We start from the raw sequence: 13,716 nt of genomic DNA, 5'->3' as shown, positions 1-13,716 counted from the left end.
TCAGTCACTTACGGAGTGTCCTAAACGACTTGCTTATAAAATTTAATCCGAAACTGCGTGCCTTGCCCGCTATCGCTCGTCACATCGATCACTCCGTTCTGGCTGGCAATAATGCTGTGAGCCATCGCAAGCCCTATCCCGATACTCCCTTCGCTGGCATTTTCCCCTTTGTAAAAACGTTTAAAAATATAGGGCAAATCTTCTTTTGGAATGCCTTGTCCATTGTCAGCAATAATGATTTCTGTAAATAAAACATTTTCGGAAAATGTGATCGAAATGGTTCCGCCTTCCTGTGTGTGCTCTACACCGTTTTTCAAAATATTGAGGACTGCTTCGACAGTCCAATTGAAATCGCCGATAAAAGAAACTTCGTCATAACCCGTGATGGAAAGACTTTGTCCCTTAATATCCATCGGAATCATTACCGGCTCTAAGGCCTTTTGAATAAGCTTTTGTATGGGAATTACATCTTTTTTGAATGGGATGGTTTTCGCGTCCATTTTCGATAGTTTTAATAAAGAGGAAACAAGCCAATCGATGCGTTCAAGCTGAATGCGAATATGATGGGTGAACTCTGTTCTTTTGGCAGGAGGCAAGTCAGGGGCGCTTAACAAATCCGCCATTACCGTCATGGAAGTGAGCGGCGTTTTGAGCTGATGCGAAATATCGGATATGGCATCCGTTAGCTGAATTTTGTCCCGCTGCAATAGCGACCGGTGTTCCGATAGCATGAGCGTCACCTTATAAATATCATTTTTTAGAATGCTAAGCTCACCTTCCTGATTATCGCGAACGTCAAGCGTATCATTGCCGTTGCTAATTTCCCGCAAATAGATCGACAGCTTCTCTAGCTCGCGATATCTCCATCTCGTGAATAACAAACTGCTGACAATAAGCACAATGGATAGAATACAAACAAACGCTGCTGTGACAAACGAGATGAACGCAGACACAATGATTGCCGTTACGCTAATGGAACCCATGATGAGCAATAACAATTGAATTTCCCTATTACGCAGCATCTAATCACCAACCTTATAGCCTAAACCACGTACGGTTTTGATCAAAGCCGGTTGCCCTGGATCATCCTCCAGCTTTTCCCTCAGCCTTTTAATATAAACTGTTAAGGTATTGTCGTTCACGAACTCGCCAGCCACGTCCCAGATTTGCTCTAAAAGCTGATTTCTTGTAAGAACCTGTCCAAGGTGGTTACCGAAGATCAGCAATAAGCGATATTCTAAGGCGGTCAGCGAGACCTCGACGCCGTTTTTATGCACTTTACCTTCCAGTGTATGGATACGGACATTGTCGATATCTATGATCGCTTCCGTGTAGGGCGACTTTTGGTATCTCCGCAAAACCGTCTTGATCCGGGAGAGAAGCTCACGAACCCGAAAAGGCTTTGTAATGTAATCATCAGCCCCCATATCAAGACCCATCACAACATTGACCTCATCGTCGATCACCGTTAGGAAAATGACCGGAATGTCCCGCCGCTCTTTCACCATCCTGCACAATTCATAGCCGCTTCCGTCCGGAAGCTGTAAATCGAACAGGCACAAAGCGAACTGATCGATATCTTCGGCAAGCACCTTTTTAGCTGAAGCGACATCATAGCATAAAACTGTTGAATATTGATCCTGCTGTAGTGAATATTCGAGACCTGAGGCGATCGTCTTATCATCTTCGACTAATAAAATTTTCATGTGGGGATCATCCTTACAGTTATTATTCAGATTTTTTTAGGCTTAATTGATCTATCGGCGAAAAATGTGAAATATATTCAAGGGCAGTTGTTCCATATACACTTTTAAAGTGTTTATTTAAGTGGGTCAGATCAAAGAAACCGCATGCAGCTACCGCTGAATAGATATCTCTATTTTTCTCAATCAACTGCTTTGCCCGTTCTACTTTGCAATTAAGGAAGTATTGGTAGGGTGAAATTCCAGTGTGAGCTTTAAATATGCGGATAAATTGATATTTCGATAAATCAAGCTCTGTACAGATCTCATCAAGTTTGAGGACATGTTCCAGGTTCCCATAAATCATATCCTTTGCTTTTCTTATGATCGCGCTATCCTTTTTGTCGTCCGATTTGTCGTCCGAAGAAAGATTGGTCTGCATAAGACTATCCGTCAGAGATAAGAACAATTCACAGCATAACGCCTCATCTTTTTCACCTAATATTGCTTGTGACAGGCTTACAACTCGTTGTCCAAGTCTATCATCGTACACAATAGGTGTTGAAAAGCGTACAATATCCTTTTTTCCTATACCCTCTAGAAGCATTTGCGTATCAATATATAACATTACATAATCTAGACCTGACTTATCATGTGCCATACCGTCATGTACCTGTTCTGGATTGAAGAACATCACACCATTTTGATGAGATAATTGCAAGCTGCCATCTATGTGATAATGTTGAATGCCGCGCAAAGTTACGCCTATTGCATACTCCTTGTGAGCGTGCTTCTTATACTTGAATTCCGTCATACTTGCCGACAATGCGGTAATACCTGCCGATTTTTTATAGAGAAATTTCTCCATTATAGCACCTCTACATGAACTTATCTAAACCCAGATCATGATGCCAGCATAAACTAATAAAATGGCCATCATAACACTAACAATCTTATTGTGCTTCTGTAAGAACTCTTTAAAGATCGTGCCGAACAGCACCCATGTTATAAAAGCTAAAAAGCCGATCAATGTTATCACAATGACACTTAGCATTATAGCAGGGGCTCCACTGTAATAGGGCAGGACAAATGTTGGAATTACAGTCAATGTGAATAATACTAATTTGGGATTTAAAAACTGCATCATGAAGCCAGACCAAAAGGTGGCTGCTTGGTTTTCAGATGGATTTGACGAATCCTTTTTGCAAATTAGATAAGCTAAACAGAGCATATAGAGGCTCCCGATGACCTGCATAATAACTAATACTTTCGGAAGAATCGTTATTAGCAAATTATTCAGAACAGCGGAAATAACAAGTAATAAACCAAAACCAACCGTTGCTCCATACGAATATTTCAATGCTTGCTTTGCCCCAAAATGATTCACAGTAGACAAGATGACGATATTCGTAGGTCCTGGTGTAAACGTGGCTATCATACAGTAAATCAAAAAAGATGTAGTGTCCATGAGAAGGCTCCTTTCAAGCAGTTCTCACATCCTACATCTTATAATGAGTGACATATAGTATATTATTGCTGATCATGAGTTACTTGCGCCAGGTGTACGAATTTGCTCAGCACATCAGTCCCGGCCCGCCTCGTACAGCTTCTGCGCTACCATGGACGGCCTTACGAATGCATCTGTCATGTGGTCACCGTCACCAACAATCAGGCGGAACATGCCGAGCCGCGAAGCCATATGCGGATACCAGCCGAAGCCCTCTGCTCCTGTAAAAACGTTGTCTTGGTAAAAAAACAAATAGCTTTTAGGCGTAGGCAGAGCATAGAACGCCTTAAGATCCAGCTTCTCAAAGAGTGGTTTTGCCGGCTCTGGAGCAACGCCTGCGTATATCCACTTGGCTTGCTCCAAAGTCGCTGTATTAACGAATAGAGCCCGGAAAAGCGAAAACGGAAGCATAATTGTATCGTCATGCGATGCGCCTCTGAGCTGCTCGAACCCTTGCCTCGTTTGCGGTGGCAACTCGTCGGCAACAGACTCCCCGTCTTTTAATACAAATGCGTCCCAGAAGACAAGCCGCTTGAGGCGGTCCGGTATCTGTTCCGCAACTTTCTGAATAACGCTTCCTCCGAAACTATGCCCGACGAGAATGATTTCATGCAGGTTCAGCCTTGTTACATAGTCGACGACAGACTTCGTAATCATGTCATGCGTTACCGCTTTGTTTGGGTCTTTGCCGTGTCCTGCGTACTCTGGCGTGTAGACGGTATGCCCTCTCTTGCGCAGCTCGGCTGCTATACCGTCCCAGAAGTGCGCGTCGGCCCAAGAACCATGTACAAGCACAAAGGTCAGTTTTTGCTCCGGTGGCAACCGGTGACTTTCAAAGGTTTCACGGGCATCATATTGCCCAAACCATCCGTTTGCAGGATATGGGGAGTTATAAAAGCTTGGAAGCATTAAATGGTAATTGGGATAGGGAAATTGAGGAACCTGCGGGTAATAAGGATACATGCTAAAACATCCTCTCAACATCGATATAACTCAGCTTATGCCTAATGCTTTTGAGAGGTTCCTCAGCTTCAACTACTACTTTCAATTTTTCCGATACACCTTAATTCCTTCCCCATTCAATTAGGTTAAGTGCAGTTTATATTTTTCATACCATTTATAAATCGGTAACGCTTTGTCAAGTATTGAATCAGGATCATGAGTTTTTTCTAATTCAGGAAATTCTGAAAACCTATTTAAATATCCATTAACACACCAACGAACAGTCCAGTTTAAATCTGTAGCCCAGGGGAGCCAGAGGTCCACCTCATTTTTCGTTGCATCTTGCAATAAACCATACGTATACCAACCACGCACCCCACCTTCTTTCTCTTGCTTTAAATTCCGCCAATAGATGTCACGCTCATCAGCATCTTTCGGTTTTTGCAAAGCCCAGATGGCGATTTTTCTTACCACAGGTGAATCATCATATGCAAATCTCCATAACTCTTCTCTACTACATCGTTCTTGTCTAACCAACATTGAGAAAGCTAATCCTCTCTCTATGGGATCACTTGAAACAATTGAAATGTATGGATTTGTAATAGCAATTGGGGACGGACGGTTCGGAACACCACTTTTTACGTAGCCATCGTTAAGTGCTTTAATGACATCCGAAACATTAATCCTCGGTGCCAGGTTATCATAGCCGACTAAAGGAATTCCAAAATTAACTAACGCATTCCGTAATGTATCTATCTGGAGATTCGGGTATTTAGAAAGTAAATATGCGCATACCCCTGTCACAAGTGTAGATGCCCCAGAAGTCCCTAAGAAATACGATAATTCATTAGGTTTCTCTAGTGTCTCGCAATAAGGAATTGGCAAGTATAGTCTTGGCGCTAAAACATCCGGTCTAATATGCCCGTCGCCATTTCTACCCCAAGGCTCATCTGGATAAGCTGAATGAACATCTATGTTTGCAGAGCCATGATCATTATAGCCGCCAACTGCTAAATATTCTGTGGGAGGCATTATATTATCTAACCTTGTATTACCGTTAGCACAAATTACAAGGATTCCACTCTTAACAGCTGAAGCCAGTGCCTGAACTGTAGAGTTCTCACTCGTGTTTTTTAACAAAACTGAATTATCCAATGCGTGCCAACCCATACTTAGAATTATTTTTATGTTCCACTCTTGACTTCGTTCAAGAATATAATCTATACCACGTTTTAACCGTTCACCTTCACCCTCTTTAAAAGCTAGATGATTGAGTACTATAAAATTTGAAGCAGGTGATAAACTTGTATATTTTATTCCTTTAAATTCAAAAGGCTCATGAGACAATGCTAGTACAGCCATTAGCCCATGCTCACCTTTATCACCATCCGAATCGTTAGGCTCTTCAAAAGCAATTTCTCGACACTCAACGGATAAATCGTTATGGACTGAAACATATTTAATCCGTGAACCCAAATGACGAATTGTATGATGAGGTCTTATCGTATCAATTATTACAATACCAATATCTTTACCTGCATCCTCTCCAGGTGGGGAAGTAAAGCCAAGTCGTGACCATGTCGGCTCATGTAATTTCTGATGCAATGAATCCTCATCCTCTCTATACATCAATGACGGAACCGGAGAGTGTCTTTGGACAGCTGAAGAACAACCCGGGTTTTCGGCGGTTTCTGCTTCGCGGCATAGAGAAAGTAACGCCACGGTTGGATGACTTTCGCTTGCCCATAACGTGTTGAAGCAAGCTGCAGTAGTCCAAAACGCAGAGCAGCGATTCTCCAATATCGGGGGAATCGCCGTTCTGCGTTCTTTTTTTGTCGTTAGAATGAAAAAAGCTGTCTCCTGTCGTTAGAAAAACTACTTTTGGGACAGCCCCTTTTCGCTATTACAAGTATTATCTATGCTCAAATCATTCCTTAAACAGCTATATCTTTTTTACTGGCCGCAACACCGCATAACCATATCCCTCTGGGAAATGCCGTTGGTAGTCCTGCTTGGTTCCTTCATCCCATACGTATCCCATACCTTTAGGGTCGAAGTTCCATGCTACTCCCTCAACTGTACTCATAACAGCGCTATTATCTTTTAGGTAGTCGAACGTAGGGTGGAAAAAGACCAAATATTCCGATTCTGGAATCTCCCTGCATTCCATCCCTTCCGGAATAGGCCCATCATACTCCAGTGAAACGGGGATTCCATACAAGTACCCCTTCTGCCCATTCTGGTAAAACCATCCTGCCGTCTGACCAAGTTGTCCCGGAAGAGCATGATTAGACATACTCTCCAACGTACCGCTAACCTCATCACAAGAATGTCCGTTTCCCCAGAAGTCCCCATAGTTTGTTACGGAAATGTCCCAGATCCCGATAAATTTGTGTGCTGGAATGAACTCGACTTTGATCTCCGCTGGTTGCAAATGTACTTTACTCATCTTATCCCGCTCCTTGATCAAATAATGATAAGGTGAGAATACCTCCTGACGAATAGCCAACGGAATAGGTCGGGGAGCTTTTTGATATGCTGCAGGGGTGAGCCGAAAAGCCTTGTTGAATGCTCGTGTAAACGCTTCTTGTGATGAGAATCCATACTTTACGGCAACGTCTAAAACCCGCTGATCACTATCGCGGAGCTCCAGGGCGGCACGGCTGATCCTTCGAGTCCAGATGTAATCCCGTAAAGTCATCCCGGTTAATTGATTGAACTGTCTAGAACAATAATAGGGTGAATAGCCTAGCTGTTCTGACATCTGAATAAGAGATGCGCTCTCCGTAATATTGCTCTCCACCCAGTCTACCATTAGCTGGACCATTTCATTCCATTCGTACATGGAAGTCCTCCCTCCTTTCGTTTTGATCATATCACTGGTGATTTTTGCATACTTGATTTGAGTTGTACATCAAAGCTCCCCTATTCTTGCTCCAACTCCTCAAGTTGTAACAACCTTCAGTCCCTTCATACGCATCCACCAGCCCCCAACCAAGACAGTAACCACGTAGATTACGCCACAGGTTAAGAACAAAGGCTTCAAGTCACTCTCAACATAAAGCAATGAGCCAATCATCGGGCCAAGCGCACTGCCTATATACCGGACCAAGTTAAACACGCCGATGACAGTAGCACGCTCTTTCTGGAAATTGTTCCGCCAGAATAGTCGTTGGCATGGACGTAGTCAATCCCATCGTAAAGCCGAATAGACAGACGTCCACAATTAAGAACGGTAGCGATAGCTGGGCGGTTAACGCAAACAGAACGACACTAAACGATTGAAAGAGAAAGGCATATAATAAACCTTTTCCGCTTCCCATAACATTACGCATCCAACTACCCATTCTAATACTCACAATCGTACAGACAGACATCAGGAGGAGTATAGTACCGACTTTTCCTGAAGACATGCTGTAAAACGTACTTAGGATTTGGGGCACGAACACGATGTATACCAAATAAATGACAAACTGGATGAATCCATACAATACGACGACAGCACCAAGATGATTGCGAAAAATAATTGTGAGCGATTTTAGACTAAAGCCTTGCGCAGATCCTGTCTGTGACTTAGTCTCGGGCAGGAACTTCATGTTAGCGAACAGAAGCAGCAGTATGATGAGTGTTAAAAAGATAAACACACCTTGGTATCCGAACTTCTCTCCAATCACTCCACCCAGAAGTGGCCCTATAGCGGGCGCAAGTAAAAGCATAAGCTGATAAGTTGCCATTCCCTTTGCCAACTCTTTTCCACGGAACAAGTCCCCAATTACGGCTGCCCCTATAACAGGAACTGCTGCTGAACCTATACCCTGCAAGACGCGAAACACCAGGAATAAACCAATGGAATGTGAGAATGCGCAGCCTAAAGATGCCACACAATATAAGACAAGCGCGGGTATAAGCACTTTTCTTCTTCCTTTAGTGTCCGCCAGTGGTCCGAACACGTCTGCATAACAGCTAAGGCAATCAAAAATAATGAGACCGTCAAACTCATTAAATAACTTGTTGTATTCAGCTCATTTTGCATGTCGGACAACAGAGGTGTATATAAGTTTTGTCCTAAGGATCCTGTAAAGGCACTGAAGCCAACAAGATATAAAATAAGGCGTAGATTCATAATAACTTTCTCCCTTTCCTCTTAACTGACTAATAGTCAGTTTTATGATGTTCAGCTCATTATATTGACTAACTGACTAATAGTCAATAAAATAAAAAATACAAAAGGGAGGATAAATACCTTGAAAAGAGTCAACAAAAAACCAGAGATACGGCGCCATGAAATCATAGAGACCTCATTGGAACTCTTTAGAGAGAAGGGTTACGATCAAACTGCTGTAAGCGATATTGTCAAAAAAATGGGCATCGCTCAAGGTACGTTTTTTTATCATTTCAAAACTAAAAAAGATATTATGATCGCCATAGTGGAGCGCTTGGTCGATGAAAAAATCACCAAGATCAAAGCGCTGTCAGAAAGCGAAGAAATGAGTGCTGAGGCCAAACTCTATGCCATTTTGTGGAGACAATCCTATGATGATGAGAGCATCATCGAATTTCTTCACCACGAATATAATGCATCGATTCACCAGAAAGTCCTCGTACAAATCGTCCAGGAAAGCGTCCCTTATGTGATACAAATTCTGGAGCAAGGGGTATCCGAAAAGATCTTTCAAATTCAAGACCTGCAGGAAACCGCTGAATTCATACTCGTTGGAGTTAACATTATGTTTGATACAGGGATTTTCTCGTGGCAGGAAAATACATTAGACCAAAAAAAATTAGCATTCAATCGAATCGTCGAGCGTATGCTCGGGAATTCTTTTAGCTTCTCTAACCCTAATACGCTGGGAAAATGATAATACCGTATGAAACATCACTCTATAAATAACAAAACCACTCCTGCTAATATTGGAGTGGTTTCATTATTTTAAAATCGTATTAAACTTTCTTAATCCTTAACATACTGTCAGCACCCTTTTGAAACTCATAACCAACTTTAATTTCTTCTGTAATATAGCCTTGGCTTTGTATAAAATCAATTATCTTATCCAGATGCTCATATCGATTGCAGGATAGGTCCACCAAAGGGAATATGCGTATCTCTTCCTTGGTAACACGCATTAACTCTTGTATAGCTTGCAAGTGGAAGTCATAGTCCAACCGATCAGCGTACATAAATAAGAAATGGGCAGATAGCGTTAAATCAAATTCCTTATCGCTAAAAGGCAATACAGGTAAAACAGCAGGAACATAACGCTCAGGTGACTTTTTCATATCATTGGCACAATCAGTTAACGCTTGTAGCCTGTGGGCTCTTAAACCCTCTACAGACTTAAAATAATCCCATTTGTAATTCCCCTGTGCCTGTTCCATGTTAAGCATAGCATGCTCAATATCTTCAGCCCCTTTTTCAGCAAGCTGTTCAAAAGGATGATCATAAGCAATATCAGTGGCAGTAACATCTGCCCCTAGTTGGTTGGCAATTGCAGTGAACGAACATGCACCCGCCGGGCAATCAAGAATTTTTCGTCCTTTTAACTCCTCTTCAGACAAACCAAACATCAACATGTACTCATCAAATGTTCTTCCAATAAAAACAATCCGACTTAAATCTAATTTAACCTCTGCTCTACTCATCTCGGCTCACCTGTCCTCTTCTCAACTATTCTCATCTAACGGGACTGCTCAGGAAAAATTATACCAATAAATGTTATAAAAAACCATGTTATTGTATAGCTTTTGTAGAAATGCTCTAATTAGCGGGTGAACCATATTTTTTAATGCTGAGCGTTCAGGCTGAAATAGCGTCCCAATAAAGAAAGGATGATCCATTAGTTCCATAATACGAACTTCTCCATCTGTACCAACTCCTGCAATCCGCATACCTGCTTTCTCTAACAGAGGAGCAAACTCAGGGTTTAAGCCATAATTACAAATTCCATACTGCTCAACAATCTCGTGCTCGCCATAAATTTCAGCTACTTTTAAGCCAGGTGTAAGTTTAAAAGTATGCGTTTGCTCGCTTACGAAACAAGTCGCATGTCCCTAGAAATGGTATATTATGTTCTCTTGCAAATCGGATACCATTTAACGCTCCTTGCATACTCTTATAAGGACTAGCCGGAACTGTCCAAAGCGCTTGAAATGTTGCTAGTTTTTGTTCGTAATCCTGCTCTAATGAAGTAGTTGGGATCCATTCGATCTCTATCTGACAACCAAGATCTTGCGAAGCCAATTGAATAGCTTGAGGTATAGCGATATGAGCCACAACTTCTGCGTCGAAGTCACCAATTAATCCAATCTTACTCATAAATACCCCTCCCATAATTTTAAAAGTGTTTATCATAAAAAAGCTGAATTATAATATTCACAACACTTCCCGTCAACTAATTCTAATTCATCGAACTCTTTCAAACCCGTCACTATCCCTGAAGAGATTCAGCTATAGATATTAGATATTCACGACTGCTATGTTCCGCCAATATTTCATACTGCAGCGCCTTCCCCAGTTTCGGACCTAATTCCGCCCAAATCAATTGCTGCTTGTCACTATCCCCAATATAAACAGCTTCGTTTGCACGAATCATTAAGTTATCGATCGTGTGTTGCTCTATATCGGATACATGAACCCTGCTTTTTGTAGTTCCAAAAATCCGAAATTCAAATCTTGTTTCTCCCTTACGAAAAATCATGTTCAAACCTATCAGCGTGTCGTTAGGCTTTAGGTCACGTACAACATTTTTACCAGTCGCTTCACTCTCAGCGGACATCTCATCAATCTCTTCTTGGGTCAAATTATCAAATCCATAGTAGGCATGAATATCCATAATCTCAGCATTGCCAGGAAATACAGGTTCCCATAAAGGCAATTGTGCCTTTAATTCATCTAGACCTTTGAGCCATTTTACCGCCTCGTAATTTGTTTGCTGCGTAATCTTCTTCTCCTCGGCCATATAGATCCCCTTACCCATGCCAGGTTCTAATGACTGAATAACGCTATCAAGATCGTGCTCCTCTTGACAAGAGTTAATATTTAAGATTGCCAGTACCTCTCCTTTTTCACTTTTCATCTCCATGTTCTACACTCTCCTCAATAGATTGAAATATCCGTTCCGTAAAGATGAAGATCAAGACGTTTGGCAATAGACAACGAAGAATAATTATCCCATGAGGTACTATATAACGCGATTCTCTGAGAACGTCGTATCGCTTGTGCCCATGAGGACGTTACGGTCATCGCATATCCTTTTCCACGATAATCTTTCAATGTCTCGACTCCGGCCTCTGCTGCTAGTTCGTTACTTCTCGCACTAAAACAGACAGATACAGCCATGTTATTCTCCGTTACCATATAACAAGGTCCTCGAAATTTCAGTTCCGATAATAGACTAGGGTATCCTGGTTCCAAGCAGTATTTATTGTGTTCCGTAACCAAGGTAGCAGTTGTATGCTCCTTTTCCGTTTCTTGGAATGTAAATGCCGGACCTAGCCATAAGCTCCTGATTTCTTTATCTTTCTCAAGCGCACGAATAACCTTGGCAAGCTGGACAGTTGAATCGCCCTGGTCTATAAGCTGTAGAATGTCATGGACTAAATGGTCAGGTACATCACTGCGGAATCGCACAATACGGCCCGCAATAGTCTGTCCCAAAAAAAATCGCGGAGCAGGCTGATTCATTGGCTCATTAATCGTTGTCATCCGTCCAGCCTGATTATGCAGATAAAGTACATCTGCTTGTATACTCATTAGTTCTAGATGGTTATACAAAAGCTTACCTCCTCTATTGGTTATAGCTCACCCGTTCTCTATACCATTAGATCATCCTTAAAGATCACTCGCTCGTAGTGTAATACATAATCTATGTGTTCACCGGCAGCACCCGTGATATCTTGGCTCTTCCCCTTGCCTTTCAAAATCTTGCCAATCAGCATTACTACTTTGTTTGTATCTGCAATCAAATGAATACGCATCTGTCAATAATTCAAAGAAAGTATGCCTCGATTAAAATCGCTCACTTTTTTGAAATTCAATTCTCATATCCCTCCAAGTAGAGCGTCGAGCTGCTCCCAATGCTCCGCAGTATAGATCATTTCTTCGGCAAAACGGACAGGAACTACGCTGGACGATTCGAGCGACGGCTGAATCCACCAGAACGATTCGATACACCAGACATACTTGATTGCCCTTAAAAGCGAGCCCGGTGGCAACGGCCGCACCTTGCGGTAGCCTTCAGCGAAAGCGATCACCGCATCCTTATGGAACCCGCGCCCGCTGAGCGTACCGGACAGGATAGCCCGCCCGAGGTCCATCTCAGGAAACGAATAGCGTGCTCGGTCGAAATCAACGATGGCTGCCAGAGCGTCTCCTTCGAAAAGCAGGTTGTCTGCCCACAGATCAAGGTGTGCCCAGCCCGCAGTCAGTGGCGCAAAGTCTTCATCTCCAAGTGAATCAAGAATTGCTTTCTGTAATTGCATTGCGTTCCGGACACGCTCAGACGAGTTACGAGCCGTGTCCCAGCTTACCTCCCAGGTGCGCTCAATCTCCTCGCGAGACAACTGCCAAATCGGCTCCTCCGGCGGCACTGCCGCTTCGAACCCTAATGTCGCCGCGGAATCCCAGAAAGCATGCATATCCGCAGCAGCTCTTCCGAGTGAATACATTTTACGCTCACCGATTATGCCAGCAGGCACCATAGTACCCGGACAACGCGTCATGACGGTTATGTACCTTCCGCACGGCAGAATGTGCATGCAGCGCCCTTCCAGCATCAGTGGCTCAGGACACGGTCCTCCAGATTGATAAAAAAGAAGCTGCAGCTGCAGCGCATTTTCAATCTTGCCGCGAAACTCCGGATCATGGATCTTAAACCGCCCGGGATGATAGCTTTTGACGAACAGCCACCCTTTGCTTGTCTCGATGATCCACTTCTCGTTCATTAGCCCGCGCCTTACACGCCCGGCGGATAGAATTTCAGTCGACAAATACTTTTTCAGCCAGTCATCGATTTCGCCAATTAATTGATCCTCAGTCGTTAATGGCATTCAAAACCAACCTTTCTAATCGACAGTTTTAATCCCTAACCTAACCAAAGGAAACATCTCACAAGCAAAATTTCTCTTCCCGCTTCATCAGGCATCACCTGTTCCAAAGGAGCAAGCGTGTGACCGCAAATAAACTTTTTAATTAAATTCCATTTTGATAAAAAAATCCCTTCTTATCACCACCAAAAACCTGCCCTGCTTAGGCTAGGTTCTCCAGGCTGTATGTAACGGCAATAGAGGCTGTCCCAAAAGTCGTTTTTCTAACGAACCGGCCTCAGCTCCCTTCTTTCACTAAAAAAAGTAAGAAGAGCAGCAATTCTCCCGTTATTGGAAAATCACTGCTCTTCGTTGTTGGTCCACTGCGGCTTGCTTCAACACGTTATGGGTAAGCGAAAGCCATCCGACCGGAGGCGTCACTTTCTCTATGCCGCGAAGCAGGAATCGCTGAAAATCACAGTTGTTCTTTAGTTGTCCTGACACACTCTCGGGTTCAAGATTGAAACTCCTGCATGGGGGCTAACGGACCCTATCGTCGTTATT

General features: G+C 42.9%; 15 protein-coding genes and 1 pseudogene. 2 read left to right on the top strand and 14 right to left on the bottom strand.

Annotated features, from left to right (window positions below; translation table 11 throughout):
* Positions 1 to 20: 20 nt before the first annotated feature.
* From HPT30_RS25045 to HPT30_RS25020, 6 genes are all read right to left on the bottom strand, one after another.
* A complete protein-coding gene (locus tag HPT30_RS25045; protein ID WP_175374010.1) occupies positions 21 to 1,022 on the bottom strand; it encodes a sensor histidine kinase in 1,002 nt (333 codons plus the stop codon).
* Complete coding sequence (locus HPT30_RS25040; RefSeq protein ID WP_175374009.1) at positions 1,023 to 1,706, bottom strand: response regulator transcription factor; 684 nt, start codon at positions 1,704 to 1,706, stop codon at positions 1,023 to 1,025.
* A gap of 22 nt (positions 1,707 to 1,728) precedes the next feature.
* Positions 1,729 to 2,550: an AraC family transcriptional regulator gene (locus tag HPT30_RS25035; RefSeq protein ID WP_175374008.1), complete on the bottom strand. Its 822-nt coding sequence runs from the start codon at positions 2,548 to 2,550 to the stop codon at positions 1,729 to 1,731.
* Positions 2,551 to 2,574: 24 nt separating this feature from the next.
* Complete coding sequence (locus HPT30_RS25030) at positions 2,575 to 3,150, bottom strand: LysE family translocator (protein WP_175374007.1); 576 nt, start codon at positions 3,148 to 3,150, stop codon at positions 2,575 to 2,577.
* Positions 3,151 to 3,264: 114 nt separating this feature from the next.
* Complete coding sequence (locus HPT30_RS25025; RefSeq protein WP_175374006.1) at positions 3,265 to 4,152, bottom strand: alpha/beta fold hydrolase; 888 nt, start codon at positions 4,150 to 4,152, stop codon at positions 3,265 to 3,267.
* Between the two features lie 120 nt (positions 4,153 to 4,272).
* Complete coding sequence (locus HPT30_RS25020; RefSeq protein ID WP_175374005.1) at positions 4,273 to 5,736, bottom strand: S8 family serine peptidase; 1,464 nt, start codon at positions 5,734 to 5,736, stop codon at positions 4,273 to 4,275.
* A 26-nt stretch (positions 5,737 to 5,762) separates the two neighbouring features.
* On the opposite strand from HPT30_RS25020, the pseudogene HPT30_RS31210 reads away from it, so the two are divergent.
* Positions 5,763 to 5,908: pseudogene (locus HPT30_RS31210) on the top strand (transposase); the annotation flags it as partial.
* Positions 5,909 to 6,073: 165 nt separating this feature from the next.
* Here the strand turns inward: HPT30_RS31210 and HPT30_RS25015 are convergent.
* From HPT30_RS25015 to HPT30_RS25005, 3 genes are all read right to left on the bottom strand, one after another.
* Complete coding sequence (locus tag HPT30_RS25015; protein ID WP_175374004.1) at positions 6,074 to 6,976, bottom strand: AraC family transcriptional regulator; 903 nt, start codon at positions 6,974 to 6,976, stop codon at positions 6,074 to 6,076.
* A 99-nt stretch (positions 6,977 to 7,075) separates the two neighbouring features.
* A complete protein-coding gene (locus HPT30_RS25010) occupies positions 7,076 to 7,243 on the bottom strand; it encodes a hypothetical protein (protein ID WP_175374003.1) in 168 nt (55 codons plus the stop codon).
* A 1-nt stretch (position 7,244) separates the two neighbouring features.
* Entirely contained in the window at positions 7,245 to 8,081 is an 837-nt protein-coding gene (locus HPT30_RS25005) for an MFS transporter (RefSeq protein ID WP_312876369.1), read from the bottom strand.
* 294 nt (positions 8,082 to 8,375) lie between these two features.
* Between HPT30_RS25005 and HPT30_RS25000 the strand changes: the two genes are divergently transcribed.
* A complete protein-coding gene (locus HPT30_RS25000; RefSeq protein ID WP_175374001.1) occupies positions 8,376 to 8,990 on the top strand; it encodes a TetR/AcrR family transcriptional regulator in 615 nt (204 codons plus the stop codon).
* 82 nt (positions 8,991 to 9,072) lie between these two features.
* On the opposite strand, the gene HPT30_RS24995 is transcribed toward HPT30_RS25000, so the two are convergent.
* The 5 genes from HPT30_RS24995 to HPT30_RS24975 all read right to left on the bottom strand — a co-directional run bounded on the left by HPT30_RS24995 (position 9,073) and on the right by HPT30_RS24975 (position 13,176).
* Positions 9,073 to 9,771, bottom strand: coding sequence for a class I SAM-dependent methyltransferase (locus HPT30_RS24995; RefSeq protein WP_175374000.1), 699 nt, complete (start codon positions 9,769 to 9,771; stop codon positions 9,073 to 9,075).
* Positions 9,772 to 10,135: 364 nt separating this feature from the next.
* Complete coding sequence (locus HPT30_RS30145; protein WP_246317420.1) at positions 10,136 to 10,444, bottom strand: CTP synthase; 309 nt, start codon at positions 10,442 to 10,444, stop codon at positions 10,136 to 10,138.
* A gap of 112 nt (positions 10,445 to 10,556) precedes the next feature.
* Positions 10,557 to 11,210, bottom strand: a complete 654-nt coding sequence (locus HPT30_RS24985; protein ID WP_175373999.1) for a hypothetical protein — start codon at positions 11,208 to 11,210, stop codon at positions 10,557 to 10,559.
* 14 nt (positions 11,211 to 11,224) lie between these two features.
* Positions 11,225 to 11,902 (bottom strand): GNAT family N-acetyltransferase, encoded by a 678-nt coding sequence (locus tag HPT30_RS24980; RefSeq protein ID WP_175373998.1) that lies wholly within the window; start codon positions 11,900 to 11,902, stop codon positions 11,225 to 11,227.
* Positions 11,903 to 12,168: 266 nt separating this feature from the next.
* The gene (locus tag HPT30_RS24975) at positions 12,169 to 13,176 is read right to left on the bottom strand and encodes a phosphotransferase (protein ID WP_175373997.1); all 1,008 of its coding nucleotides are present in this window, start codon (positions 13,174 to 13,176) and stop codon (positions 12,169 to 12,171) included.
* Between the last annotated feature and the right edge of the window lie 540 nt (positions 13,177 to 13,716).

Source organism: Paenibacillus agri (assembly GCF_013359945.1).
In the GTDB taxonomy this organism is placed as follows: Bacteria; Bacillota; Bacilli; order Paenibacillales; family Paenibacillaceae; genus Paenibacillus_AQ; species Paenibacillus_AQ agri.
Note: the sequence above shows the minus strand (reverse complement) of the source record. Positions and strands in the feature narration are given on the sequence as shown.